Origin of the sequence: Massilia eburnea, from assembly GCF_050709955.1 — a bacterium.
Taxonomy (GTDB): domain Bacteria; phylum Pseudomonadota; class Gammaproteobacteria; order Burkholderiales; family Burkholderiaceae_D; genus Rugamonas; species Rugamonas eburnea_A.
In genome coordinates this window covers 84,969-108,649 of record NZ_JBNZFX010000029.1, presented here as the reverse complement: position 1 = coordinate 108,649, position 23,681 = coordinate 84,969, and the positions used below count along the sequence as shown (strand labels likewise).

Sequence of the window (23,681 nt, the reverse complement as noted above, 5' to 3'; positions counted from 1 at the left end):
CCGCCCGCGCCGCGCCCGCAAGCCAAGCTGGTATCATGCGCACTTCTCCGGGATACCCCCACATTCAAAGAGCAATAACATGAGCAAATCGAACAATCTGCCCTCCTTTGGCAGCCGGATTTCCCTCGCCATTGGCGCCTTTTTCAAAACCCTCGGCGATGCCGAATTTGCCGCGCGCTGTGCGCGACGACGGCGTCGGCCCCCGCGGCGGCTGCGGCCCCGGCACCAGTTTCAACCCCTGCCCCGGCTCCAGCCGCCGCGCCCCTGCGCGAAGCCACGCCTGACGCCGCACTGCAACTGCTGTCGCTGTTCCAGCGCGAAGCACGCCTGATCGACTTCACGCAGGAAAACCTGTCCGGCTATTCCGACGCCGACATTGGCGCTGCCGCCCGCGTGGTGCATGAAGGCTGCTCCAAGGTGCTGCGCGAACACTTCACCATCGACGCCGTCCGCAGCGAAGCGGAAGGCAGCCGGGTGACCCTGCCGGAAGGCTTCGATGCCGCCGCCGTGCGGCTGACCGGCAATGTGGTCGGCAAGGCGCCGTTCACCGGCACCCTGAGCCATCGCGGCTGGCGTGCCTCCAGCGTGCGCCTGCCGAAACTGGCGGAAGCGCATGACGCCAAGGTGTTGGCACCGGCCGAGGTGGAACTGTGAGCGACCCGCGTTTTGCCATCGGCATCGACCTTGGCACCACCCACAGCGCGCTGTCGTATGTTGAACTGGCCGGCAGCGAGGGCGAACAGACCAGGCACGGCGTGCTGGGCGTGCCCCCAGCTCACCGCACCGGGCACGGTGGAAGAACTGCCGCTGCTGCCAAGTTTTCTCTACCTGCCGCATCCGGACGAACTGGCCGCCGGCGAGCTGGCCCTGCCCTGGGCTGATGCCGCGTCACAGCCGGCAGTGACCGGCGAGATGGCCCGCAGCCGCGGCGCCACCACGCCGATCCGCCTGGTATCGAGCGCCAAGAGCTGGCTGTGCCACCCTGGCGTGGATCGCCGTGCCGCCATCCTGCCGCATGACGCGCCGGAAGAAGTGTCGCGCGTGTCGCCGCTGGAAGCCTCGACGCGCTACCTGAAACACCTGCGCGCCGCCTGGGATCACGCCCATCCCGACGCGCCTTTCACGCAGCAGGCGGTCACGGTCACCATCCCCGCCTCGTTCGACCCGGCCGCGCGCGAACTCACCGCCGAAGCGGCGCGTGCTGCCGGTTACGAGAACGTCACCTTGCTGGAAGAGCCGCAAGCGGCACTGTACAGCTGGATCCAGAACAGCGACGGCCGCTGGCGCAAGGAAGTCAAGCCGGGCGACATCATCCTGGTAGTGGACGTGGGCGGCGGCACCAGCGACTTTTCGCTGATTGCCATCCTCGAGCGCGATGGCAAGCTGGAACCGCACCGTGTGGCCGTGGGCGACCATATCCTGCTGGGCGGCGACAATATGGGACCTGGCGCTGGCCCACCTGGTGGCGCGCAAACTGGCGGCAAACGGCAGCCAGCTCGACGCCTGGCAGATGCGCGCGCTGACCTACGGCTGCCGCGCTGCCAAGGAGAACCTGCTGGCCAATGCGCAAGCGGAAACCTGGCCGATCGTGGTGCCAAGCCGCGGCTCGAAACTGATCGGCGGCTCGATCCGCACCGAATTGACGCGCGCCGAAGTCACGACCTTCATCACCGACGGCTTCTTCCCGAAAGTGGAAGCGGCCGCGCGCCCGGCCGTGCGTGCCCGCGCCGGCCTGACCCAGCTTGGCCTGCCTTACGCGCAGGACGCCGCGATCACCCGGCACCTGGCAGCCTTCCTGGCGCGCCAGGCTGGCGCTACGGCGGAACTGGAAGGCTTCGGCGCTCAACCCGGCGCATAGCTTCCTGCATCCAAGCGCGGTGCTGTTCAACGGCGGCGTATTCAAGTCCGAACTGCTGGCCAATCGCGTGATGGAAACCATCAACGACTGGCTGTATATGGAAGGCGCCCGAAGCGGCTCGCATGCTGGGCGGCGCTGACCTGGACCTGGCTGTCGCGCGCGGCGCGGCTTACTACAGCTACGTGCGGCGCGGCGCCGGCGTGCGGATTCGCGGCGGCACCGCGCGTTCCTATTACGTTGCGGTGGAATCGTCGATGCCGGCCATTCCCGGCATCGAGCCGCCGATCCAGGCGCTGTGCGTGGCACCGTTCGGCATGGAAGAAGGCAGCGAGCTGGAATTGCCTGGGCAGGAATTCGGCCTGGTGGTCGGCGAGCCGGTGCACTTCCGCTTCTTCGGCTCCTCGGTGCGCCGCCACGACCAGATTGGCAGCGTGCTCGATTTCTGGGGGACCGGACGAACTGCTTGAGCTGAACGAAATCCAGGCCACCTTGTCGCCGGAAGGCCGCTCGGTTGGCGAGGTGGTGCAGGTGCGCCTGCATGCTTACGCCAGCGAGTCCGGCACGCTGGAACTGCTGGCCGTGGCGCAGGATGGCCAGCGTTGGAAAGTCGAATTCGACGTGCGCGGCAGCGGCGAAGGCCAATGACGCAATACCTGGTCAGCATCGACCTGGGCACCACCAACTCGGTACTGGCTTATGCCGCGCCGGGCGGCGACGTGCAGTTGTTCGACATTGAGCAGCTCACCGCGCCGGGCGAAGTTGGCAGCGCAGTGCTGCTGCCCTCTTCCCGCTATCATCCTGCTGCCGGCGAATTTGCCGCGGGGCGAGCTGCAGTTGCCGTGGCCGGAACCGGCCGTGGCGGATGCAGCGCCTGGCGCTGTGCTCGGCCGCCTGGCGCGCAAGCTCGGTGGCCAGGTGCCGGGGGCGACTGGTGGCCAGCGCCAAGAGCTGGCTGTCGCATACCGGCGTCGACCGCATGGCGCCGATCCTGCCGTGGGGCGCATCGGACGATGTGGCGCGCGTGTCGCCGCTTGCGGCCAGCGCGAGCTATCTTGCGCATTTGCGGGCAGCCTGGGATACGCGCTTCCCCTCCGCGCCCCTGCAGCAACAGCAAGTCGTGCTGACTGTTCCCGCATCCTTCGACGAAGGCGCGCGTGCGCTCACGCTGCAAGCTGCGCGCATGGCCGGCCTGCCTGCTTTGCGGCTGCTGGAGGAGCCGCAAGCGGCTTTGTATGACTGGCTGTATCGCCATCGTGCTTCGCTGGCGCAGGAACTGGCCGAGGCGCGGCTGGTGCTGGTGGCCGACGTCGGCGGCGGCACTACCGACTTCACACTGGTCAAGGGTGGAGATGGCCGGCGGCGAGCCGCAACTGACGCGCATCGGCGTCGGCAACCACCTGATCCTCGGCGGCGACAATATGGACCTGGCGCTGGCGCACCTGGCCGAGCAGCGCCTGGCCGCCGACACCGGCCACGCCGGCGACGCCATGGGCGCGGCCGCGCCGCAGCGCTTGTCCGCAGCCCGCCTCGCGCAATTGACGGAGCGCTGCCGGGCCGCCAAGGAGACCTTGCTGGCAGCCGACGCGCCCGCGCAGGTCGGCGTAACCTTGCTCGGCTCAGGCTCGAAACTGATTGGCGGCAGCCGTTCCATCACACTGCAGCGCGAAGACGTCGAACGCATTGTGCTGGACGGCTTCTTCCCCCTCAACGAAGCGCAGCAACCGGCGCAGGCCAAACGTGGCGGTATCGTGGAATTCGGCCTGCCCTATGCCAGCGATCCGGCCGTTACGCGCCACCTGGCCAGCTTCCTGCGCCAGCACGCGGCTGCTCTTCGCGCCAGGCGTTGGGACTGCCGGACGACGGCAAGCTGCCAATCCCCGACACGCTGCTGCTGAACGGCGGCGTGTTCCGTGCAGCCAAGCTGGCCGAGCGTTTGACCAGCACCCTGAGGGCATGGCGCGGCCAGCCGGTGCGCGTGCTGCATAACGACGATCCAGATGTCGCGGTCGCAAGGGGCGGCGTGGCTTATGCGCTTAGCCGGCAAGGCCTGGCGCCCGCGATTGCAGGCGGTTCCCCCGCGCAGTTACTGGCTGCTGCTCGATAACGTGCGCGCACCTGGCGTCACGCGGCGCGCTGTTTGCCTGCTGCCGCGCGGCACGGCAAGCGGCCCTCGAAGTGCGCCTGGACGAACGCAGCTTGTGCCTTGCGGCTCGGGCGCCCGGTGCGCTTCCACATCGCCACCACGCTGGCCGATGCGGTGGCGCCGCAAAGCGGGCGACGTCGCCGACCTCGCGCCCGACGAATTGACCGCGCTGCCTGCCATCGCCACCGTCCTGCGCGACAGCAAGGATGCCAACGCGCGCAAGGAAATCACCGTGCAGTTGGCCGCCTCGCTGACCGAAGTCGGGCACCCTGGAAGTGCATTGCGAAGGCCATGGCCAACGCTGGCAGCTCGAATTCCAGCTGCGCGAACATGCTGCGGACGATGCGAGCGATGCCGACGGCGGGAGTGCCGGCTCCGATGCGGCAACCGAGCCCGCCCTGCCGGCGCGCCTGCCTGATGCGCTGGAAAAAATCGACCGCATCTTCGGCAGCCGCGCCCTGCAAGTGGACGCCAAGGAAGTACGCCAGCTACGCGGCCAGCTCGAGCACCTGCTCGGAAGCCGCGAGCGCTGGGCCACGCCGGTATTGCGCCGCCTGTTCGACGCCTTGATGGAGCGCGCCAAGGGCCGCCGCCGCTCGGCGGAACATGAGCGAACCTGGATGAATCTGGCCGGCTACTGCCTGCGCCCGGGTTTCGGCCACACCCTGGACGAATGGCGCATCGAACAGCTCTGGGCGATTTTCGAAACCGGCGTGCAGCACCACAAGGACAATCAGGTTTGCGCCGAATGGTGGACGCTGTGGCGACGCGTATCGGGGCGACCTGCCGCCAACTGCACAACTGCGCCTCCTGGACGATTTCGCCTTCAACCTGCAGGCCGACGCCCGGCGAACGCGGACGCCGTCCCGTCACCCTGGTCAACGGCAGCGAAGAGGGACATGCTGCGCCTGGGCGCCTCGCTGGAACGAATTCCTTCGGCCTACAAGGCCGAAATCGGCAACTGGATGGTGGGCGAGATGCCGAAGGCGAAAAGCCTGGCCGTCCAGACCCGCTACCTGTGGGCGCTGGGCAGGGTCGGCTGCGCGCAGGCCATTCCACGGCAGCGCGCATGACGTGGCGCCGGTCGAAACGGTGGAGCACTGGCTGCAGGCAGTGATGCTGCTGGACTGGCGCAAGGGTCGAACCGGCAGGCTTCGCCGCCGCGCACCTGGCGCGCATGACCGGCGACCGCTCACGCGATATCAATGATGCCTTGCGCGCCGAAGTAGTGCAACGGCTACAGGCCGCCGGCGCACCGCCAAGCTGGCCCGAGATGGTGCGCGACGTCGTCCAGCTCGACCAGGCCAGCGAGCAGCGCATGCTGGGCGAAGCGCTGCCGCCGGGCCTGAAGCTTCTCAGCTAGCAGCGCTGCCGCGCGCGGCCTGCGCTTGCTGCTGCGCGACGAAACCGTCGAAAGCCGCGATGACGCGGTCGTAGCGATGCTCGTCACGCTCCAGCTGCGCCAGCGCGTAGCAGGCCGCTTCCAGCGTCGAAAAGCTGGTCGGGGTGCGTGGGCCTTGCGGATCAGGTAATGCGATGGCGGCGTATCGCGCAGCGGCAGTCGCGGCAAGGCTTGCAGGGCCGGATTCAGGTACAGCATCTTGCGGCTCTTGCGCCAGGTGGCGTCCAGCACCACCAGTTGAAAATGCTCGGGCGCCAGCGTGGCGCTGAATGGCGGCGGCGCGGCGATGCCGAGTGAGCGGTCGCCGGGCGTGTCGGGGTATAGCAGGACCGGATGGCGGCCACCTGCGCCCAGCATGGCGCGCAACGCCGCTTCATCAAACTGCTCGCCGACTTCGATGCGGCTGCCGGGCAGGCAAAGGTGCAGCAAGCGCGCGCTGCCCTTGGCGTTTTCCACTTCCATCGGGTGCTGCAGGAGCAGGACTTCGACCGCGCTCGCCACCGGCGCCGCCCAGTGGCAGATGCAGGTGGCGACCGGGCGCAGGCAGGTGGCGCACTTGGGTCGCCGCGGCAGGGTATTCATGCCGCGGATCATACACTAGGCTTGCGGGGGCAGCCCCAAGCAACTCGTCCAGTTGCGCGATCTGCGCTGGGTCCTTGATTACGGCACGCAGCCACTCGTGCAGCGCCAGTTCGCCCCAATCGGCGGCCTTGTCGGCCAGGTAGGCATCGGTCAGCGCCTTTTTGCACCTGCTCGGGGCTGCCCTCCAGCGTCAGGTCGGTACGCTCCGCCGTTTTCAGCACCCAGTCGCTCGATTGGCAGCGCATTGTGGGCTGCCTCGCGGATCGCGGCGCGGACATATCCTTCCCACGCTTCGCGCGTGAAAGCGCCGGATACGGCATGGCTGCCCTGCACCAGCTCGCGATCCTGTTCGCCGACAACGCGCGCCACCGAGATGGCTGGATAGCGCGTGCTGGCGCGCGCCTTGATGTCGGCATAGATGCGCTCGCGCGCTGTCATGCCGCGCACTACTTGCCGCAACTGGTCGCGCGCCGCATCGACCATCGCAAGCTTGGGTTCAAGGCGTTGGCCAGGCCGAATCATTCAGCTGCGAAAGGTAGAACGCCAGCAGGCCTTCCGCGCTGCGCAGCAGCTGCTCGCGCGGCATGGCGCCGCGATTGGTCTCCAGCCAACTGCGCCAGTGGCGCGTGAGCTGGTCGCCCAGGTGGCCGGTCTCGGCATGCGACTTATCGGCCAGCATCAGGTAGGTTTTCAGCGCGTTATAGGAGTCCTCGACATTGCCGCCTTCGCGCTGGCCAAGAGCGAACAATTGCGTTTCCAGACTGGCCGCAACAGGCTTGAGCAGGATTTCGCCCATGCCCTTGAAGTATTCGCTGCGCAGCTTGCGGCCCAGCGCATCGCCCTGGTACAGGCCCATGCCCAGCAACCAGGGCGACTCGCGATCCAGCTTATCCAGTTGTTCAATGCGCTCTTGCAGCAGCTGCAGCGCCTCAAGGCGTGATTGCAGGTCGGGGCGTTGCGCCTGCAGCTTGAGCGCCTTGTCCAAGTCCCCCGCCGCGTTGGCAAGCAGTTGCGCATTGCCCGAATACGACCAGGTCCAGGCACCCAATGCCGCACCCAGAAGCAGGATCGCGCACGCGAAGCCGCCGTTGCGCAGCAACAGTTGCTTGCGTGTCGCGTATTGGGAGACCAGGTCCTTGTCGGCGAAGATCACTTCACGAAATAGCCGAGGCAGGAAATACCCCGTTTGCCGAACCGTACGTGGGCGGGGCATCGGCTGGCCGCGTCAGCCCGAAGCGCTGGGCGACCCGCAGCGACTGCGCGCACAGTGGCTGCCCCTCCTGCAGCGCACTGGTGAAGTAGTAGCCCCGGAACAATGGACGAAACTGGAAGGGATTGTCTTCGAACAGCGTGGCGAGGAAGGCCTTCAACGGTGCCCTCAAAGCTGCGAACTCCAGGGGGGAAGGTATGCACGCCGGCAGGCACCAGTTCGCGGCGGCGCTGCGACATGGTAGCGATGCCCATCTCACGCAGTCCTTCGCACAATTCGTCGAAGCTCTGCTCGAAGAATGACAGCATGTCGCGGCAGCCAGCCTTCAGCTTGAACGGCATGGTCGCGCCCCAAGGCCGCTCGCGCTCCGTCGTCTCCGCATCCATGAAGAAGTCGGCAAAGCCGGCTACCAGGTCGACCTTGGTGAACATGACGTACACCGGCGCGAAGACTTCCAATTTTTCGATCAGGTCCTGCACGCGCTGGCGCAGGCTGCGTGCGAGCTGCATCACCGACTCCGTGTCGTCGCCGCGCAACTCGGCGATGCTGACCGCAATGACGATGCCATTGATAGGCGCGCGTGGCCGGTGCTTCTTCAGCAGTCCAAGGAAACCGTGCCATTCCTCACGGTCCACCGCCTGCACCGCATAGCGGCCGGCGGTATCGAGCAGGATGCCTTCCGCCGTAAAGAACCAGTCGCACTGGCGCGTTCCGCCGACGCCCTGGATCGCCTTCGGGTCGGCGAACGGGAACTGCAGTCCGGACTGCGTGATCGCGCTGCTTTTCCCTGCAGCCGGATTGCCGATCACCATATACCACGGCAGTTCATACAAGGCGCGCGCTCCGCTTGCCCGTCCAAGGCGCGAGTTCCTGATCGTGCCGACCGCCTCCAGCATCGCGCCGCGCACCGCATCCAGATCGGCTTCGGCGCGTGTGTCGGCCGGCGCTTCCGGCCCGGCTTCACGCCGATGCGCAAGGTAGCGGCGTCTGCCCCATACCGCCAGCGCCAGCACGGCGGCGGCCGCGATGCCGGCGACCGCCCACACCAGCGCAATTTGCAGGAATTCGGCGCCGAGCAAGAACAGCCCGGCCAGCAATGCACAGGCTAGTAGGTTCAGGGTGCGCCTGTCGGTGAGCAGGGTACCAGGTTCGTTGCAGCATGATGTGCTGGAAAAGGGAGGCAGGTTGGCCGATGTTGCCACCAAGCCGCAGTGAACCTCTTGAGCCGCCTCAAGCCCGTGTTGCCGTGTGTGCGCAATTCAGCGTGGCCAAAGTCCATCATGGTCCAGCGCCCTCCCCACACCATGCCCACCGCTTCCGCAGCCTCGCCATACAACTGGTAGCCGCGCATCGCCCATGGATCGCGTTCGCTGATCACCAGCCTGCCTTCTCGAACAAAGGCACAATCCGCGGCCAGCCCGAATTGGTGGAAGCTCTGGAAGGCGCGTGCGTTGCTGACATGACTTCCGGTCGCGGCCAGCCTGTCCTGGCGTTCCGGGCTGCGGTAGCCCTCCAGCAAAGCCATCTCGTAGCCGTGCCGCTCGCGCATCACATTGAACACCGCCAGCAAGGCGGCGCGCGAAGTCCTGGTCCAGCCGCTGCCAATCGCGATCGGCCTGCGACAGCATGGGCCGCAGCAGCTCCACTTCCGCAGTGGAAAACGCCAATGGCGGCAATGGCGGTGGCGGCACCAGTTGTTCGCCTTGCAGCAAAGCCGCAATTTGCTGGTCGACCGGGCGGCTGCTGTCATCAAATGCCGGCAACATCTGCTGCGGGCGCAGCAAGCGTACCAGCAACGGCGGCATGCCGGCCAGCAGCGCAGTGCCCGCGCCGATCAGCAGCATGCGCCGCTGGCGTCGGCTGGGCCGTCGCTTGGGTGGAAATAACAACAGCCAGCCCGCGGCACTGGCCACCACGAAGACGCCCGCAACGATAAATGGCAACATGGTGCGATCCATCAATACGAAAGCGCATACGGCACGCGACACTTGAATCCTATGCCGGCCCGCAATCGGACGGGTCGAGCGAAATCAAGCTTTGGGAGGACTTATGCGGCCGGATTTGTTTGCTGGCCCCGCGCTGCGGGATGACCGCCATCGCATCCTGGCGCGGTTGGCGAATGGCGGCAGCGTACCGGCCCCGGCGCCCCAATGGACCTGGTGGGATCCGCCACAGCGTGCACGCCTTGCGGCAGTGGCCACGCTGCTGGCTACCGCCGCCGCAGCATGGGTGTGGCTGCAAAATGGTGGGCACGCCCCTTCGCCTGGACAGCTCCCAGGAGCGCCAACGCACCCCGCGCTTGCGACGATGCCGGCATCAATCAGCGCAAGCCGGGAGGACGCGCAATCCCAGGCAGCAACGATTGTCACTGTGGCGCCCACGCCGGCACCGGCTGCCGTAACGACCGCAGCTGCGCCAAGCCAGGTGGCTGCCAAACCCTCGGATTCAAAGCCGGCACACCCACGACACGCCAAAGTGGCGGGCGCACCACGCAGGCAGCAGGCCGCTGCAGACGTACCGGAGAGCGACGAAGACGTGACCCTGCTCGCCGCAATGCTCAAGCATGGCAAGCCGCAGGGCCCTTCGCCTACCCCGCCAAAGGATTGATGAACGCCGCCATGGCCTGCAACGTTGCGTCGGGCTGTTCAATATGGGGACTATGGCCGCAACCGGGCAGCAGCAACTGGCGGGCGCCGGGCGTGCCACCTTCGATGGCATCCAGCTGTGCGCCGGAGCCGTAATGGTCGTCGCTACCCTGCAGCGCCAGCAAAGGACATGCGATCGCCGGCAGCAGGTATTCGATATTCCACTGCCTGAACCACGGCGCCAGCCAGGTATCGGCCCAGGAGGAAAACACCTGCTCCGCCTTGCTGCCGTGATAGCGCGCCAGCGCGCGCATCTTGCCTGCGCTATGCGCCGCCAGCACAGTGTGGATGCCTTCGATCGTCATGTCTTCCACAAATACGTGTGCGGCGGCAGTGATTATGCCGCGCAAGCCCTGCGGCCTTGCCGCCGCATAGATCAACGCAATACTGCCGCCATCCGAGTGGCCCACAACGATATGCTCGCGGCCCGGCGCCAGCCGCCCCATCACTTCCGGCAATTCAAGCAGCGCAAACTGATGCAGGTAATGGATGCTGCGCGGCGCAGGCTGCGGCGAAGACCGGCCGTAACCCTGGCGGTCATAGACCAGTCCCGCACAACCGGTGCCAGCGCACAGCCGCTCAGGAAATTCCTTCCACATGCCGATGCAACCCAGGCCTTCATGAAGAAACACCAGCAAGGGTTTGCGTGGATCGCCTTCTATCAGCTCATAGTGCAGTTGCGCGCTACCCAATTCCAGCATCGGCATGCATGGCTCCTAGTGCAAGGCGAATTCGGCGCGTCCCGCAGCACCGGCTTTAGGTGCAACCAGGAAGATGCGCTCCGGCGGCACCTGTCCGTGCGCCACCAGCCAATCCTTGGCCACTTGCGCGCGGCGATTGCCCAGGGTGATGAAATCGTCCTGGTCAAGCGTGATATTCGCCAGCATCAGCTTTTCCATTTCTTGCGCTGGTAGAGCTTTGGCGAAGCCCAGGGCATTGCGCGGTTTGACGAACTTTTCGTCCTTGTATGCGCGCTCAAGCAGCGCCGCGTATTCTTCCTTCGCCACCACGACACCACCTGCCGGCAGTTCGCTGCTGCGCGACTGCAGGTCACGCGTTTTGATCTGGCGCAGCTTGCGCTCCAGTGCCACGTGCTTGAGCGCATCCGCTTCCGCCGCATCGTCGAAGCGGCCGGTGATGTCCAGTTTCAAGCCAGGACGTTCGGTCAACGCCTTGGCCAGCGATTTCAGTTTGCCTTCCGATGCCGGCAGCAACGCCGAACGACCCTGGTCGAACTCCAGCATCGACAGCTCCTCGCCTCCGCCGAACAGGGAACCAATCAGGGCGAATGGCGAAGTGACGGTCTTCATGATGGCGTTGCCAATCACCTTCAGGATGATGCCGCCCAGCGAGAACTGCGGGTCGTCCAGCGATCCGCCAATCGGTACATTGATGTCGATCACGCCATTGCGGTCGCTAAGCAAGGCCACGGCCAGGTTAACCGGCAGCTTGGTGGCATCCGGATTGGTGCTCTCCTTGCCGAAGGTGAGCTGATCGAGCACCAGGCGATTCTCTGCCTTCAACTGGCGATTTTCCAGCGCATAGGCTACCTCGAACGTCATCTTGCCTTTCTCAATGCCGTAGCCGACATATTTGTCCGCATAGGCTGAGAGCTGCGACAGTTCCATGCCGCGCACCTCGGCACGCAAGTCAAGCGAAAGCTCCTGCTTCAGCGGATGTACGCGGCCGGCAATCAGCAGTGGCGCGCCGCTGACGTTGCCGCGCAGGTCCACGTTTGCGTTATGTGCAGGGTCGGACGACAGGCCGGTTATGGTACCGCCCAGCTCTTTCAGGTTGGCCGTGTAGTTTGGCTTGATGAAGTTGTCGGTAAAGCGCACCCCGCCCGCCCGACAACAGAACCTTACCGATGCGAATCGGCGGCAGCGCTTCGGCAGGTTTTGCCGGAGCCGCCTTCGGCGCCGCTGAGGTGGCCGCCGACGTGGCCGCTGGCGATGGCGCCACCTGCGCCACATCCTTGGCTTTGGCATCCTTGACGGCCTGCGCACGCGCCCCGGCTTCGGTCAGGCTCTTGCCCTCTTCGCCCTCCTTGCGCGTCACGTCCTGCACGTTCAGGCGGCCATTCGGGTCGATGATGACGCGGGCAAAGAAGTCGTCCAGCGCAACGCGGTCAACATTCAGGGAGAACGGCTTGAAGTTCACATCCATTCCGCCGAAGGCCAGCGACTTCCAGCTCAGGAAGTCGTTCGAGCTCGATTTGTCGACGGTCGAAAGCCGGTTCACGCTGACGTCGCCCTTGAAACCGCCACCCACGGCGCCGTCCTTGCCGGTTTCCAGGCGCAGCTGCGCCTTGCTGGAAACGGCTGCCTGCAGCAGGCGCAGGTTGACGTAATCGGTGACATAGGGCTGCAAGGGCAGCAGGTCGAAATTCTTCAGGTCCAGGGCCAGGTCGGCCTTCAGCGGCGATGGCGCCAGCTGGCCCTTGACTTCCAGTTCGCCTTTATTGACGGCGGTTTTCAGCGCCACCTCGGCAGACGCCCCGGGCGCGTTGGAATAGCCTTCAACGGTCAGCGCCAGCGGCGACAACTTGAAGATGGTCGGCTGGGCACGGAAGTCTTCCCGCAGCTTCGCCTCGCAGTCGCTGATCTCCAGCTTGCCGACCTTGATTTGCATCGGCTCTTCGCCGTCTGGCTTGGCGGCTGGCTTGGCGCTGACAGGCTTGTCCGCCAACTTGCCCTGATGGACATCGATTTCCGCACTATCGGATGTGACGGAAGCAATATCCAGCGTACGCTTGCCGCCATCGAAAGCGATGTCCTGCACAAGCACCCCGAATTTCGCCAGGTCGGCACGCAGGTTGCCCTGCGGCGTTTCATCGGCATAGCGCAGGGCTGCGCCGTTGATGGCCAGTTCCTTCAACAGCACGACCGGGCCGACGCCTGCAGGCTTGGCTGCAGGCGTCGCTGCCGCCGCAGGCGAAGGCGCAGCGTCAGGAACCAACTGGTCCAGGTTCAATACCCCGTCCTTGCTGCGTTTGACATCCAGCTCCAGCCCATCGATGCCGACTTTCGCAATCTCGAACCGCTGCGCCAGCAGATCCAGCTTGCCCAGCTTGACCTTCAAGGCATCCAGCTTGGCAATCTGTGTGCCATCCAGCTGCTGCAACTGCGCGCCGGACAAGGTCGCCTCCCCGCCCAGCACCAGCGATGCCGGTTTCTCCTTAGGCTGCACCACAGTCAGGTTGAGCCGCGCTTCCAGATGGGCCGACGGCAGCTTGAAGCCCGGCTTGAACGGCAGGTAGCCGAGGTAATTGGTCAGGTCGACTTTATCCAGCTTGAGGTCCAGCGCATAATCCTTCGGGTCCGCAAACGGACGTGCCTTGCCCTTCAAGAGCAGCGGCGCGCCATTGATATCGGCGCTGAACAGCGGCTCAACGAAGATCGTCACGTCCGCCGGCAGCGAGGATACAAACGGCAGGCCCAGTTTCAGGTCCTTCACCTTATGCGTCACGCCGGCAGGTTTGTCCTCAAAGGACAGGCTGCCGTCTTCAAGCTGGATATTGTTGACCGAGAAGCGCGCCGGTTCAGGCGATGGCGGCTGGCTGGCGATCAGTTTCAGGATGTCGTCGATGTTGTAACGGTTGTCGGCATTGCGCGCCAGGTGCACATAAGGCTTGGTCAGGCGAACTTCCTGCACCACGGGCGCCATGCGCGTCACCGACTGCCACGACAAGTCCGCGCCCAGCCGGTCAAAGCTGGCGAACACGGTGCTGCCATCCTGCTCCATCATCTTCAGGCCGCGCACCGAGGCGGCCAGCGTGAATGGGTTGAACGAGACTTCCTCAATGCTGAGCTGACGATGCAGTTTTTCCGAGGCTTGTTTGGCCGCCTGCGACTTGACGATGGCCGGTACGGCAAGAAAGCCGATGCCGGTGTAGGCCAGCAGCAGCCCGGCCAGGGTGCCGGGAACAAGATATTTCAATGGTGGGATCTTCATAACCCGCTATTGTAATCGCACACGCCTTGCGGGAAAATCCGCGACAACCATGCTTTTTGTGCATCATTGAAGCTCACCGCAGGCCCGTAAGTCCCGTCAGTATAGGCCTTCTCGAGGGGCTTCAGCTTGCATTTGAAGGTGTCGCCACGGATCGATTCGCCCGCCACCATGCGCGGGCTGCTGTGGATCGGAAACGCCCGCGTGCATGCGCCAGGCTTGCCGCCATCCAGGATGCCGGCCCAGGCGTCTGAGCCCGACGCGAGCACGTTGCCGGCGCTGTCCACGCAGCGGTCGGAAAAGTCCGTCGGCGCGCTGCCGGTGGCCAGATATTCGTCCAGCACCGACAACGCCTTCATCACTTGCACCGACAAGTCGGCATCCGCTTTTGCAAACCAGACAACCTGCCGCTTTGCCTCGCCTGGATTGGCCTGCAGCAGCCTCGCGCGAACCGAGAAGGCCTGCCGCGCATTATGCATGTCCAGCTCCGCCTCACGATAGGGGCGCAGGTCGATCATCGGAATGCCAAGCTGCTTGCCGGTGAAAACATGCCCGGAGTCGAAAGCCGCGCGAATCGCCTTCTGATCGCCCTCGCGCCGCGGCGCCGGAGTGCCGGCCGGCTCGCGGCAAGTCGCGCTGCGATGCATATTCACCGAATCGAAAGGATCGCTATCGAGTTTGTACTGCACGAAGTCGCGTTGCTCCTTCCAGCTTCCGACGCAGGCATTCAGCCGCAGGAATTCATTTGCATCGAGCTTGCCCGACGCCAGCGCCGCAAGCCCGTACTGCACGCCCACGTTGTCGAGCGGGATCGGCGCGAAGCCTTCGGCATCCGTGCCATAAATTTCTTCCAGGTCGTTCCAGTGCGTCCACTTTACCTTGGTGAAAGCCGCCGGCGCATAGCCGTAGTAGGTGATGGCCTTGTCGAATTTACTGTCGCGAAAAAGCGGGTTCAGCACCGACGGCATCGCAAAGCGCCAGCCGTTGATGCATTCGGTCGTACCGGCCCTGCCAGTGAACGGATTTTTCGCGGTATCGCTGGCATTCATGCCCTGCACCAGCGACTGGCGGCTCCAAGTCGCCCACGGCGATTTCGGATCGCGCGCCACCTCGTCACGGAAGTACTGCCCAAGCAAGGGACAGTCGGAGATCGGGATCGACTGCGTCACCATGTCAGGAAACGACTGCACCGGAATTCCCGCATCGAGCAGCCCCGGATGGTTTTGCGCGAACATATACTGCTGTACCGCCCCGCCCGAGCCCCCGATGCCGATCGTATAAAGCGGTTTGCCATACTTCCCGGTGAAATAAGCCTTGGTCTGTTCCGCCGTCTCCTCGGCCAGCCGCATATTGTAGTGAACCCCGCTCTCATTGCCGGACGAGCTGGCAACCGCATAGCCCTCCGCCAGCAGCTTGGGCATCAGCTGTTTCTCCGAGCTATTCAGTTTGTCGTTGAACCACAGGGCAGTACCCTGTTGGTGGCCGATGCCGACACCACCGCGCATCCAGTAGACCAGCTTGCGGTTCCACGGTGCCCGCTCCAGCATCGCAATCGTGTAGATGAAACGGTTGATGGTTCCAGCCTCCACACGCACCACGAACGGTATCGTCGCTCCATTGACGACGAGCGTCTTCATGTCGGCCGGCGGCGTCTTATAGCCATGCTCGATATCGAACTGCTTGAAACCCGCACCGGTGAAGTAGAAATGCTGGATGCGCGCCTTGATGGCGCATTGGCTGCTATAGCCGACCACTTTGCCGTTGTCATCGCGCACCGGATGCCCGATGCCTTGATGGTTATCGACCAAAGGCTGGCCGAGACCCGATTCCATGGTCCGGCAGACAAAGGGCTGCTGCTGGTGCTGTAGTTGATGGTCGCGCGGGTGCAGGGTCAGGTCCTGCTGCGGTTGCACCTGCTGTTGCGGGGTGCTGCATCCTGCCAGGGTGATAGCCGCTAGAACGGCCAGTATCCAAGCTCTCATGGCGCCTCCTCCTTGGCAAGCAGTGTAACGCGACTGCCTCGGTCGTGCCTATCGCTTGCCCGCCAACTCCTGCGGCCGATACCACAGTTCACTGCGCGCCAACGGTGTTTGCGGCGGCAGGTCGGGGTTGGGAATGCGGAACAGGCGGCGGCGCGCCAGGCCGGAACGCTTGATCAGGGCCCCTTTGTAAGTCATGAATAGCGCCTGCAACGAACCATCCTGCACCATGGCCTCCAGGCCCGCCTCCAGCCGCTTCGCCAACACCTCCCCTGCCGCGTCGCGGCGCGTAAAGAAGTAGCGCGCCAGCGGGTAATAGAGTGCGATCCCCGGCTCCACCTCAAAACCGAAGCTCTGGTGCCGTTCATCGTATTCGCTGTAGGCTTCATCGACGGAGCGCGACAGGGCATCGAAGCGCTTTACCTCCAGCATGGAGAACAAGCCGTCGTAATTATTACCCTCCACCACCTTGAAACCGCCGGCCTGCAGGATGTCGACATCGACCCAGCCCTTGCCCTGCCCAATGCTAAAGCCGCGCAACTGGTCGAGCGATTTGACTTTGGCAAACTTGGGTAAGTCTTCATGGCGCACCAGCAGCAACCGATAGCCGATCAGGCCACGGTCCACCGGGATTCGCACTGGACGGAATTGCTGCTCAAGTTGCGCCGACGTGGCGCGTACAAAGACGTTGATGTCGCCCGCCCCCGCTGCTTCGGCAGTCACCCGCGCCGGCGACATATATTGCCTGGCCTGGCGCAACTCATAGGGACCGAAACTGGCACGCGTCTTCTCGAGCGCCGTGCGCAACACCTCCCAGTCATACAGGTAGCGGCTGTCATGCTCGGACTCGGGGCGAGGGTATACAACCTCCCGCGGCGCCTTTGCAGGATTTGCAGCCACCGCCTGCATCATCAACAGGCCCAGGAACAGCAGGCTGAAAAACATGGTGCAACCCTTAACGTGGCGCACTTAAGGTGCGCGCAATCCAGGTGGCGGGAACCACCTCTTTACCATCGCCGCGGCCCTGGTTCATGATAAGCGGGTTGACTGCGCGATTATGCGTATCGACACCCGGTTCAAAAGAATTGAACAGCGCAGCTCCCGAGGACATGCGCAGCAGGTCTTCGACCGTGTCATCGGCAAATGCACTGTCCTTGAAATCAGGAAAAACTGCCGAAATGCGTTCGTCCAGCGCCAGCTTGCCCTCCTTGATGGCGACGCCCACCAGCAAGGCCAGTATTGTTTTCGACATCGAGGCAGACAGCAGGCCATCGCCTGGCTTGCGTCCCTGCAGATAGCGCTCGAAGACTATCTGGTCGTCTTTGAGGACTGGAAAACCTGTGGTGCAAAACTTCGTCAAATACTGTTCGAGCGAATAAGTGTTCGGATCGTCGCGCAGCTTGTAACTAACCTCGCCTAGCGCCACGCCATGCCTCAGCGGAAATGGCGCCGGGGCTGCATTAGCCGTGTTGTGAGGATTACGGTTCTGCGGATTGAGGAAACCCTCGGAACAATCATCCCTTGCCCACGCCTGGGAACTGCAGGCGAAGCCGATCATCATGGCCAGCATGCCAAGGACGTGGTTTCTAGTCTCTTTCATGTCGCTGAGCTTAACCCGAAACAAAGAAACTTGACTAGAATAGCATTCTAGAACAGTATTCTAGTCATGACACAAGTCGACCGAAAATCCGCCATCCTGTCCGCCGCCCTCGCCGTATTCTGCGAAAAAGGGATCGAGGCGACCTCGATCGAAGACATCCGCCAGCGTAGCCAGGCGTCGGTGGGAAGCATCTATCACCATTTCGGTAATAAGGAAGGCATCGCCGCCGCCCTGTTCGCGCAGGGGCTGGACAGCTACTGGCAGCAGATCAAGGAAAACGTGGCCCAAGCCGGCAACGCCGAATTCGCCATCCACGCGATTGTCAGCACCCACCTGAATTGGGTCGTGGAGCAGCCCGACATGGCGCGCTTCCTGTTCGCGCGCCGCCAGGCCGTCAGCGCCGAGCATGACGACGCCATCCGCCAGCGCACTGCGGCGCATTTCAAGGAAGTCTTCGAAAAACTGAAGCCCTGGTTCAAGCAAGGCATATTGCGCCGGCTGCCGCTCGAACTTTATGGCCCCCCTGCTGCTCGGCCCCTCGCAGGAACTGGCGCGCAACTGGCTGGGTGGACGCATCGCTTTCAACCCGCTTAGCGCCATCGATGAATTGAGCAGCGCCGCCTGGCGCACACTCGCCACCAATCCGGCCCACACCGGCATCTCATACGGAGGGTCAAAACCATGAGCGCCACCCGCTTCACACTGCAAATCCAGGACAGCCAGCAACTTGTAGCCTATCGCCACGAGCCTTCGCACCCGCCACGAGCCCAGGTAGTGATAGCGCCCGGGATGGCAATTCCCCAAGGCTTCTACGCTACTTTCGCCGCATTCCTGGCAAGCCTGGGCTACCGCGTGTGGACTTTCGATTATCGCGGCATGGGCGAATCGCGCGAGGGTCCGCTGCGCCGCTGCAAAGCCGACATCACCACCTGGATTGCCGTCGATCTCGAATCAATGGTGCAGCACGCCACGCTGCAGGATGCCGCGCTGCCGCTGTTCTTGCTCGGCCACAGCCTGGGCGGCCAAACCGCGCCGCTGCTGCCATCCATTCACAAGGTGGCGGGCTTGATCATTATTGCCGTTGGCAGCGGCGCCACACGCCACAACCATCCGCGCGTCCAGCGTACCGCACCGCTGTTGTGGTACGTTCTGACGCCTCTGCTATGCAGGCTGCTCGGCTACTTCCCCGGCAAGCGTCTTGGCATCCTTGGCGACATTCCACGCGGCGCAATGATGCAGTGGCGCCGCTGGTGCCTCACGCCGGACTACCTGCTCACCGGAGAACCGGGTGCGCGCGAAGCGTATGCCAGCGCCAGCTTCCCGGTGCTCGGCCTCACCTTCAGCGACGACGAACTGCTGCGCGAATCAGGCTCGCGCATGCTGCATCAGGCCTACACCAACGCCAAGGTCGACTACCGGGTCCTCAACCCCGGCACCTTCAACCAGGAACGCATCGGCCACTTCGGCTTCTTCCGCTCGCACCAGGAAAGAGTACTGTGGCCGCTGGTCGGCGAGTGGCTCGACCAGCATTGCTGATTACCGCGCCAGCACGCCCGCCAAGATCGCTTCCATGGCGCATTCAAGCGCCGTGCGGACATGCTTGATCTTGTCCGCACCAGTCATCTTGTTGAAGGTGTCCATGCCCGAAGAATCGGCCGATGGGTGCGCAATGACAAAGGACTGCTTTGCGGTCCCTTCGCCAACCACTTTCAAGGATTCCGCCTCCACCAGGCGTACTCGCACATAAGCGAACGGCGCAACCATGCCACGCGACCGGGTGTCGTCGCGGCGATTGAGGGTCTCGATCATGTCGTCGACATAGAAGCCGAGCCCCTCAAGCGCGCCGCTTCCTACCGTCGCGTCGACCAGCTTGATCGCAGCGACGCCACGGAATTTGCTGATGACGATGGCATGGCTCACGCCCTGCTCTTTCAACAGGGTCTTCAGGTACTCGCGGTCGTCCACATGCTGCTCGGGATGTTCGAACAAGTCGTTCTGGGCGCTGTACAGGCCCTTGTCCTGCGTCGTCATCAGGTTCAGCTTCGCATCCGGCAGCAGTTTAAGCAGCGACGAGCGCGCCGCAATGATCGCCACCTGATCAAACACAGGGTCGTCAATCGGACGCACTTCGACCGGTGCACTGTCGGTCCGGCTTCCAACCTGATGCCGCTGCACATGCAGCGCTAAGCTGTTGCCGGCCAAGGAAAGTACGGCAACGCTGCGAATTGAGGTATCTGCCTGCGCGTTCAGGCTCGCAAACACTAACAGGACAGAGAGGACAGCTTTGGCAACGGACATTCCTGGAACCCCATCTTAATTTCTAATATTGCAACATTATATTCGCTACCATGAAGCATCAGGTTGCAATGAACCCACAACATAAAGACGCCAGCGTCCGCACTCTTACTGCGGACTGATGCGAGTTGCCAATTTGGTAAAATCCGACGCATGAATCCCTCTCCCATCAGCTACTCTGTTGAAGCAGTCGTCGGCGTCGACGAATTCCGCCATCTTTTGATGGCATCTGGATTGGGGCGCCGCCGCCCGGTGGACGACACCGCGCGCCTGGGTGCGATGCTGGCCAACGCTAACCTGATCCTGACAGCGCGCATGAATGGGAAACTGGTCGGTATCGCGCGTGCCATGACGGACTTTTCGTTTGCCTGCTACCTGTCCGACCTTGCGGTCAGCGACGAGGTGCAAGGACAAGGTATCGGTATGCGCCTGATCGAAGAAATGCGCGCGCACCTCGGTCCGACCGTCAGTCTCATACTCAGTTCAGTGCCTGAAGCGGTGCCCTTCTACCAGCGCATCGGCATGGCAGCACTGCCCGACTGTTTTTGGTATCGGCGCGAGTTCTAGGCAAGTGAGGACTCGATCAGCAAACAAAAGGAAAATCACATGATTGAGAAAAAATTCGCCGCCGACGGCGTCTCATCCCCACCTGCCGACGGCCTCACCACGGCCCACTATGCGCAAATAAGCTGCCCCTGAAACGCAAAAGGCCCAACCGGTTAGGGCTGGACTTTTCTATAATCTGGCTCCCCGACTTGGATTCGAACCAGGGACCTGCGGATTTACAGTTCGGCGTTCCAAGCGGGCATTCGGCGAGGCCACCATGGCACTCTAAATTGGTCCCTTTGGGGACATCGCAGCAGCAGAGGCAGGCGGACTATAGTCGCGTGAGATTCCTTGTATTTTCCAACTTAGCAAGAACGATATCCTCTTGGCCACAGGCTGACGTCGCCAAAAGCGTCCGTTTTCTTATCGCACGATGACATGCTATATTGCCAAAATTCGTCGTGTAGAGTCCATCGTGGTCACAGCTGCCTCATCGTTTCTCGCCGAAATCATAGTCCCGCTGGTTTCGTTCGCTTTGGAGATGTGCATATACATTCTTCTTGCGAGCGCTCGACCCTGGCGATATCTTTTTTCATCAACCTTTCGCGCCAAAGTAAATGCGGAGCATGCCAGCAAAATTCCCGTAATCAAATGGTGGCATTTGCTATGGGGTAGTGCTCTGCTCATTGCTAGCGCCTCACTGATCGTCGGCTTTGTTTTGCTCTGGTCCCATACAAGATCAGATTCAAAACCACCATCTACTCTCCGCCAGCAAGCCATTGAAAAAGCCGAGCAGGCCGCGCTTAAGAAAATTAAAGAACGTTATGACAAGTCCAATTAGTCTCTTGCTTGGCAATGACCCTGCACGGCCAGTTGCAGCCATTCGTTAAATAGATGTGCACATTTTCTTGAGGACGTTAAATGTTTGAATCTTCTGATAATGCAGGCTGGACACTTGCCGAGGGGCATACTGGAGAGTATCCGTTCTTCGTTCGGCGCAGACAGTTCCCTCAGCCCACCGCCCGCAATGAGTACCCGACGCGGCTCAATGTTTTCTGGTCCTTGAGCTCGCCGGACGACAATGGCTTTCCAAGTTCGGATGAAGCCGCCTGTCTTGAAACATTCGAGAATCGACTTGTTGCGGCCGTAGAAAAAGACGAATCCGCCTGGCTTGTTGCAGTTATTACCGGAAGATCCGAGCGAGAGTTCGTTTTCTATCTTCAGCAGCCAAAGCTGTTTTTGCAGCGGTTGACAGATATGCCGCAGGAGCAGGAGCGCTATCCATTGGAGATTCACTCCCAGGACGATCCTGATTGGTCATACTACGATGACTTGGCTCCCGCTGAGCATTAATCTTAGCAGGGGAGGCGGTCGGAATCGGCTGCCAAGAGCGGCCGCTTTTCAAAATCATCTGTTAGCCTTGCAATGAACGACATTCTCGCTGCACATAAAAATAGCTCGCGGCATCGCGCTGAAATAATCGGTAGTAGCCGATGCGGGTGCTTTCATTGCCTCGCGAACTTTAGTCCGAGTGAAATTCGAGACTGGGTTGATTGGCCGGAAGGCACGCCGCCTGAGCTGGATCTTGATGCCGGGACGACAGCATTGTGCCCAAACTGCGGGATCGACTCGGTGATTGGGTCCAGTTCTGGATTTCCTGTGACGACCGAGTTCCTTAGTCAAATGCGAAAACATTGGTTTGAAGATTGATCAGGCTCTGGTCAAATTGGGCCACTAGCGGACGCCTATCAGGATAGACGTTGATCCGTGCGAGATCCATGGAGAGGCCGAACATATGGCGCTATTGGAGTTTATTGCAGGGGCATCGAATGCTGTTGGTGTCAGCGCGACCACTACCCCAGAAGGCTCCCAAGGCTCGCCATTTTTGACGTTTGACATACAGGAGCAGATCTGGAAAAACACAGGTTAGTGCCGGCCTTTAGCACCGACCCATACGAATCGATATAAGTTTCTTTGAAGTCCCCCACCATGAAAATATTGTCGCGTGTCTCCGACGCGCAAGCTCAAGCCATTCATCGGCAATTTCCGCTCTTGGAAAAAGTATTGGGAAGAGATTCCGATGGCGGAATGAAAAAGGTCGCAATTTCCATCTTTGATCATTGGCTCCGTGATGAATCAGAGTGGCATTTGATGGATTGCTTTAATGGCCCGGAGCGAGTCAATCGCGACCGAAAGTTGGAGAATCATTGGGCAGCAGTTTTTGATACTACTCCGGCTTTCACGGTTCGGTATCGAGGACGCTGGCCAAACAAAGCTAAATTGGTTCTGAAGCGCTACACGTCTCGAGATGGCTTGATCAAACATTCAAAGTTCAATGCGAGAAAGTCTCCCTCGCAGTTCCTGATTCTACCGGAACTTGGTTGTATATACGCTGCAGGTTGGGATGACACAAACATCTTGTATTTCATAACCAGGGAAGGTGCCCAGCCCGTCTTTGATGCGGCGACTAGATCTGGGCTGTTTTTACTGAATTACGAATCTTAGAAATCTTCGAGCTTCAGCAAAGGGGCGGATGCGTCGGCGAGGTGAGCGCGTACAATCGGCCAGACGCTACCGATCCAAAGGAAGTCAACGATGCGTTACATCGACGTAATGTGGTTGCACCACGACCCGAAATACCCGATCCGCCTTGTATCAGAAATTGATTCTGATGACTATGAGATACGGAAGCTGGAGTTTTTCCAAGATGGCAGTGTAGGCTTTGCGTGTGCGACCGCATCTCAACTTGGCGTCGAGCTAGGCATTGTTCCTGTTCCGTCGATTAGTGAAATAGTCGGTTTGGAAGACTTCGAGGGCAAGGAAATATCTCAGGCCGACTTCGATGCACTATGGACTGCCATTGTTGAGTAGTCACTCTATAGCGCGCCGTTACCGGCCATTAGCAGCCGCCCTGTTATATTGCCAACTTGCGATATATAACACGTTAGATTCTCATGTCACTGTCTGTTGATGCATTCTACGTTGACGTCACGGGCAACGAACATAGCTTGGAACTGGAATCGAATCTCGCTGGCTTTGAATCGGCGCGTCGTGATTTTTACGGAGCGACGCGAAATGAATTTGGTCTAGAGTTGTTACCTCAATTGGATGGTTGCGCCATGCTGGATGTGCGCGGATCCGACCTCTGCATGTTGTTGATTGAGATCGAGAAGTTGTTGTCGACTCTTTCTAGCAATGAATTTGGCGAGTTCTGGCGCTTCAGGCTGAACAACATCAGGACAGCCGTTTTACTTGCGCAGTCCTTTGGCGATGCCGGCGGTGTATGTATTGGCTAAAACAAATCTTCCGCTCCAGCGGACGCGCTACGGCCGCCGATGCCCCGTTCCTCACGCCGCTGAGCAATAACAGCCTCTTGCTAAAAACCACTCCAAGAGTCCGATAGTCCCGATGTCTGGCTCAAGGGCTGAATCTGCAAAGCTGTCCCGCTGCGCCCACGAGGCCCCGCCCCA

At 61.9% G+C, this 23,681-nt stretch carries 25 protein-coding genes and 5 pseudogenes; 17 read left to right on the top strand and 13 right to left on the bottom strand.

The genetic code is table 11. The annotated features are described in order from the left end of the window. Positions 1-79: 79 nt before the first annotated feature. The 5 genes and pseudogenes from ACQ4MM_RS15440 to ACQ4MM_RS15420 all read left to right on the top strand — a co-directional run bounded on the left by ACQ4MM_RS15440 (position 80) and on the right by ACQ4MM_RS15420 (position 3,962). A pseudogene (locus ACQ4MM_RS15440) lies at positions 80-654 on the top strand (DUF2760 domain-containing protein). Continuing rightward, a pseudogene (locus ACQ4MM_RS15435) lies at positions 651-2,503 on the top strand (Hsp70 family protein). The pseudogenes ACQ4MM_RS15440 and ACQ4MM_RS15435 overlap by 4 nt, the downstream one beginning before the upstream one ends. 217 nt (positions 2,504-2,720) lie before the next feature. After that, positions 2,721-3,155: pseudogene (locus ACQ4MM_RS15430) on the top strand (Hsp70 family protein); the annotation flags it as partial. After that, positions 3,091-3,753, top strand: a complete 663-nt coding sequence (locus tag ACQ4MM_RS15425; RefSeq protein ID WP_431478215.1) for a hypothetical protein — start codon at positions 3,091-3,093, stop codon at positions 3,751-3,753. The pseudogene ACQ4MM_RS15430 and the gene ACQ4MM_RS15425, both read left to right, overlap by 65 nt. Continuing rightward, positions 3,702-3,962 (top strand): hypothetical protein, encoded by a 261-nt coding sequence (locus ACQ4MM_RS15420; RefSeq protein ID WP_431478214.1) that lies wholly within the window; start codon positions 3,702-3,704, stop codon positions 3,960-3,962. The genes ACQ4MM_RS15425 and ACQ4MM_RS15420 overlap by 52 nt, the downstream gene beginning before the upstream one ends. On the opposite strand, the gene ACQ4MM_RS15415 is transcribed toward ACQ4MM_RS15420, so the two are convergent. Next, positions 3,942-4,223: a hypothetical protein gene (locus ACQ4MM_RS15415; protein ID WP_431478166.1), complete on the bottom strand. Its 282-nt coding sequence runs from the start codon at positions 4,221-4,223 to the stop codon at positions 3,942-3,944. The genes ACQ4MM_RS15420 and ACQ4MM_RS15415 overlap by 21 nt on opposite strands. A gap of 53 nt (positions 4,224-4,276) precedes the next feature. On the opposite strand from ACQ4MM_RS15415, the gene ACQ4MM_RS15410 reads away from it, so the two are divergent. The 3 genes from ACQ4MM_RS15410 to ACQ4MM_RS15400 are packed head-to-tail and all read left to right on the top strand — an operon-like array spanning position 4,277 to position 5,364. Continuing rightward, positions 4,277-5,074: a hypothetical protein gene (locus tag ACQ4MM_RS15410; protein ID WP_431478165.1), complete on the top strand. Its 798-nt coding sequence runs from the start codon at positions 4,277-4,279 to the stop codon at positions 5,072-5,074. 1 nt (position 5,075) lies between these two features. Continuing rightward, entirely contained in the window at positions 5,076-5,210 is a 135-nt protein-coding gene (locus ACQ4MM_RS15405) for a hypothetical protein (RefSeq protein ID WP_431478164.1), read from the top strand. Further along, positions 5,179-5,364, top strand: coding sequence for a hypothetical protein (locus ACQ4MM_RS15400; protein WP_431478163.1), 186 nt, complete (start codon positions 5,179-5,181; stop codon positions 5,362-5,364). The genes ACQ4MM_RS15405 and ACQ4MM_RS15400 overlap by 32 nt, the downstream gene beginning before the upstream one ends. Here ACQ4MM_RS15400 and ACQ4MM_RS15395 read toward each other — a convergent pair. The 5 genes and pseudogenes from ACQ4MM_RS15395 to ACQ4MM_RS15375 form a co-directional block, all read right to left on the bottom strand. Further along, positions 5,357-5,985: pseudogene (locus ACQ4MM_RS15395) on the bottom strand (tRNA-uridine aminocarboxypropyltransferase). The gene ACQ4MM_RS15400 and the pseudogene ACQ4MM_RS15395 overlap by 8 nt on opposite strands. Positions 5,986-6,135: 150 nt before the next feature. Beyond that, positions 6,136-6,507, bottom strand: a complete 372-nt coding sequence (locus ACQ4MM_RS15390) for an ImcF-related family protein (RefSeq protein WP_431478162.1) — start codon at positions 6,505-6,507, stop codon at positions 6,136-6,138. Continuing rightward, positions 6,482-7,138: an ImcF-related family protein gene (locus ACQ4MM_RS15385; protein ID WP_431478161.1), complete on the bottom strand. Its 657-nt coding sequence runs from the start codon at positions 7,136-7,138 to the stop codon at positions 6,482-6,484. Before ACQ4MM_RS15385 ends, ACQ4MM_RS15390 begins: the two co-directional genes overlap by 26 nt. Beyond that, complete coding sequence (locus ACQ4MM_RS15380) at positions 7,135-8,292, bottom strand: type VI secretion protein IcmF/TssM N-terminal domain-containing protein (protein WP_431478160.1); 1,158 nt, start codon at positions 8,290-8,292, stop codon at positions 7,135-7,137. Before ACQ4MM_RS15380 ends, ACQ4MM_RS15385 begins: the two co-directional genes overlap by 4 nt. 146 nt (positions 8,293-8,438) lie before the next feature. Next, positions 8,439-9,141 (bottom strand): annotated as a pseudogene (locus ACQ4MM_RS15375) (M15 family metallopeptidase); the annotation flags it as partial. A gap of 103 nt (positions 9,142-9,244) precedes the next feature. Between ACQ4MM_RS15375 and ACQ4MM_RS15370 the strand changes: the two are divergent. Beyond that, complete coding sequence (locus ACQ4MM_RS15370; RefSeq protein WP_431478159.1) at positions 9,245-9,802, top strand: hypothetical protein; 558 nt, start codon at positions 9,245-9,247, stop codon at positions 9,800-9,802. Here ACQ4MM_RS15370 and ACQ4MM_RS15365 read toward each other — a convergent pair. The 6 genes from ACQ4MM_RS15365 to ACQ4MM_RS15340 form a co-directional block, all read right to left on the bottom strand. Continuing rightward, entirely contained in the window at positions 9,783-10,547 is a 765-nt protein-coding gene (locus tag ACQ4MM_RS15365; RefSeq protein ID WP_431478158.1) for an alpha/beta fold hydrolase, read from the bottom strand. The two genes, ACQ4MM_RS15370 and ACQ4MM_RS15365, sit on opposite strands and share 20 nt — an antisense overlap. A gap of 9 nt (positions 10,548-10,556) precedes the next feature. Next, entirely contained in the window at positions 10,557-11,678 is a 1,122-nt protein-coding gene (locus ACQ4MM_RS15360) for a DUF748 domain-containing protein (RefSeq protein ID WP_431478157.1), read from the bottom strand. Next, the gene (locus tag ACQ4MM_RS15355; RefSeq protein ID WP_431478156.1) at positions 11,581-13,794 is read right to left on the bottom strand and encodes a DUF748 domain-containing protein; all 2,214 of its coding nucleotides are present in this window, start codon (positions 13,792-13,794) and stop codon (positions 11,581-11,583) included. The genes ACQ4MM_RS15360 and ACQ4MM_RS15355 overlap by 98 nt, the downstream gene beginning before the upstream one ends. Beyond that, positions 13,791-15,623, bottom strand: a complete 1,833-nt coding sequence (locus ACQ4MM_RS15350) for a DUF6351 family protein (RefSeq protein ID WP_431478209.1) — start codon at positions 15,621-15,623, stop codon at positions 13,791-13,793. The genes ACQ4MM_RS15355 and ACQ4MM_RS15350 overlap by 4 nt, the downstream gene beginning before the upstream one ends. Positions 15,624-15,821: 198 nt before the next feature. Continuing rightward, positions 15,822-16,715: a hypothetical protein gene (locus ACQ4MM_RS15345; protein WP_431478155.1), complete on the bottom strand. Its 894-nt coding sequence runs from the start codon at positions 16,713-16,715 to the stop codon at positions 15,822-15,824. 10 nt (positions 16,716-16,725) lie between these two features. Then, a complete protein-coding gene (locus tag ACQ4MM_RS15340; RefSeq protein ID WP_431478154.1) occupies positions 16,726-17,340 on the bottom strand; it encodes a serine hydrolase in 615 nt (204 codons plus the stop codon). Between the two features lie 96 nt (positions 17,341-17,436). Between ACQ4MM_RS15340 and ACQ4MM_RS15335 the strand changes: the two genes are divergently transcribed. Together ACQ4MM_RS15335 and ACQ4MM_RS15330 are read left to right on the top strand one after the other, a co-directional pair. Beyond that, positions 17,437-17,964: a TetR/AcrR family transcriptional regulator gene (locus tag ACQ4MM_RS15335; RefSeq protein WP_431478153.1), complete on the top strand. Its 528-nt coding sequence runs from the start codon at positions 17,437-17,439 to the stop codon at positions 17,962-17,964. An 87-nt stretch (positions 17,965-18,051) separates the two neighbouring features. Next, positions 18,052-18,906 (top strand): alpha/beta hydrolase family protein, encoded by an 855-nt coding sequence (locus ACQ4MM_RS15330; protein WP_431478152.1) that lies wholly within the window; start codon positions 18,052-18,054, stop codon positions 18,904-18,906. Here the strand turns inward: ACQ4MM_RS15330 and ACQ4MM_RS15325 are convergent, their stop codons facing one another. Continuing rightward, positions 18,907-19,668, bottom strand: a complete 762-nt coding sequence (locus ACQ4MM_RS15325; RefSeq protein WP_431478151.1) for a hypothetical protein — start codon at positions 19,666-19,668, stop codon at positions 18,907-18,909. Positions 19,669-19,818: 150 nt separating this feature from the next. Here ACQ4MM_RS15325 and ACQ4MM_RS15320 point away from each other — a divergent pair, with 150 nt between their 5' ends. The 6 genes from ACQ4MM_RS15320 to ACQ4MM_RS15295 all read left to right on the top strand — a co-directional run bounded on the left by ACQ4MM_RS15320 (position 19,819) and on the right by ACQ4MM_RS15295 (position 23,507). Continuing rightward, on the top strand, positions 19,819-20,232 hold the full coding sequence (locus ACQ4MM_RS15320) for a GNAT family N-acetyltransferase (RefSeq protein ID WP_431478150.1): 414 nt from the start codon (positions 19,819-19,821) through the stop codon (positions 20,230-20,232). Between the two features lie 454 nt (positions 20,233-20,686). Beyond that, positions 20,687-21,052, top strand: coding sequence for a hypothetical protein (locus ACQ4MM_RS15315; protein WP_431478149.1), 366 nt, complete (start codon positions 20,687-20,689; stop codon positions 21,050-21,052). 80 nt (positions 21,053-21,132) lie between these two features. Beyond that, entirely contained in the window at positions 21,133-21,564 is a 432-nt protein-coding gene (locus ACQ4MM_RS15310) for a DUF695 domain-containing protein (protein WP_431478148.1), read from the top strand. Between the two features lie 636 nt (positions 21,565-22,200). After that, positions 22,201-22,716, top strand: a complete 516-nt coding sequence (locus tag ACQ4MM_RS15305) for a hypothetical protein (protein ID WP_431478147.1) — start codon at positions 22,201-22,203, stop codon at positions 22,714-22,716. A gap of 90 nt (positions 22,717-22,806) precedes the next feature. Beyond that, positions 22,807-23,082 (top strand): DUF6881 domain-containing protein, encoded by a 276-nt coding sequence (locus ACQ4MM_RS15300; RefSeq protein WP_431478146.1) that lies wholly within the window; start codon positions 22,807-22,809, stop codon positions 23,080-23,082. 137 nt (positions 23,083-23,219) lie between these two features. Then, positions 23,220-23,507 carry a hypothetical protein gene (locus tag ACQ4MM_RS15295; protein ID WP_431478145.1) on the top strand — a complete coding sequence of 96 codons (288 nt, stop codon included), beginning with the start codon at positions 23,220-23,222 and terminating at the stop codon, positions 23,505-23,507. Positions 23,508-23,681: the final 174 nt, after the last annotated feature.

Bases quoted from the DNA above. Each gene is read 5' to 3' on its own strand.
- ACQ4MM_RS15305 (WP_431478147.1), top strand. From the start codon at position 22,201: ATGAAAATATTGTCGCGTGTCTCCGACGCGCAAGCTCAAGCCATTCAT.
- ACQ4MM_RS15355 (WP_431478156.1), bottom strand. From the start codon at position 13,794: ATGAAGATCCCACCATTGAAATATCTTGTTCCCGGCACCCTGGCCGGG.
- ACQ4MM_RS15400 (WP_431478163.1), top strand. From the start codon at position 5,179: ATGACCGGCGACCGCTCACGCGATATCAATGATGCCTTGCGCGCCGAA.
- ACQ4MM_RS15330 (WP_431478152.1), top strand. From the start codon at position 18,052: ATGAGCGCCACCCGCTTCACACTGCAAATCCAGGACAGCCAGCAACTT.
- ACQ4MM_RS15310 (WP_431478148.1), top strand. From the start codon at position 21,133: ATGTTTGAATCTTCTGATAATGCAGGCTGGACACTTGCCGAGGGGCAT.
- ACQ4MM_RS15300 (WP_431478146.1), top strand. From the start codon at position 22,807: ATGCGTTACATCGACGTAATGTGGTTGCACCACGACCCGAAATACCCG.
- ACQ4MM_RS15325 (WP_431478151.1), bottom strand. From the start codon at position 19,668: ATGTCCGTTGCCAAAGCTGTCCTCTCTGTCCTGTTAGTGTTTGCGAGC.
- ACQ4MM_RS15320 (WP_431478150.1), top strand. From the start codon at position 19,819: ATGAATCCCTCTCCCATCAGCTACTCTGTTGAAGCAGTCGTCGGCGTC.
- ACQ4MM_RS15370 (WP_431478159.1), top strand. From the start codon at position 9,245: ATGCGGCCGGATTTGTTTGCTGGCCCCGCGCTGCGGGATGACCGCCAT.
- ACQ4MM_RS15390 (WP_431478162.1), bottom strand. From the start codon at position 6,507: ATGATTCGGCCTGGCCAACGCCTTGAACCCAAGCTTGCGATGGTCGAT.
- ACQ4MM_RS15335 (WP_431478153.1), top strand. From the start codon at position 17,437: ATGACACAAGTCGACCGAAAATCCGCCATCCTGTCCGCCGCCCTCGCC.
- ACQ4MM_RS15340 (WP_431478154.1), bottom strand. From the start codon at position 17,340: ATGCTGGCCATGATGATCGGCTTCGCCTGCAGTTCCCAGGCGTGGGCA.
- ACQ4MM_RS15425 (WP_431478215.1), top strand. From the start codon at position 3,091: ATGACTGGCTGTATCGCCATCGTGCTTCGCTGGCGCAGGAACTGGCCG.
- ACQ4MM_RS15345 (WP_431478155.1), bottom strand. From the start codon at position 16,715: ATGTTTTTCAGCCTGCTGTTCCTGGGCCTGTTGATGATGCAGGCGGTG.
- ACQ4MM_RS15365 (WP_431478158.1), bottom strand. From the start codon at position 10,547: ATGCCGATGCTGGAATTGGGTAGCGCGCAACTGCACTATGAGCTGATA.
- ACQ4MM_RS15350 (WP_431478209.1), bottom strand. From the start codon at position 15,623: ATGGAATCGGGTCTCGGCCAGCCTTTGGTCGATAACCATCAAGGCATC.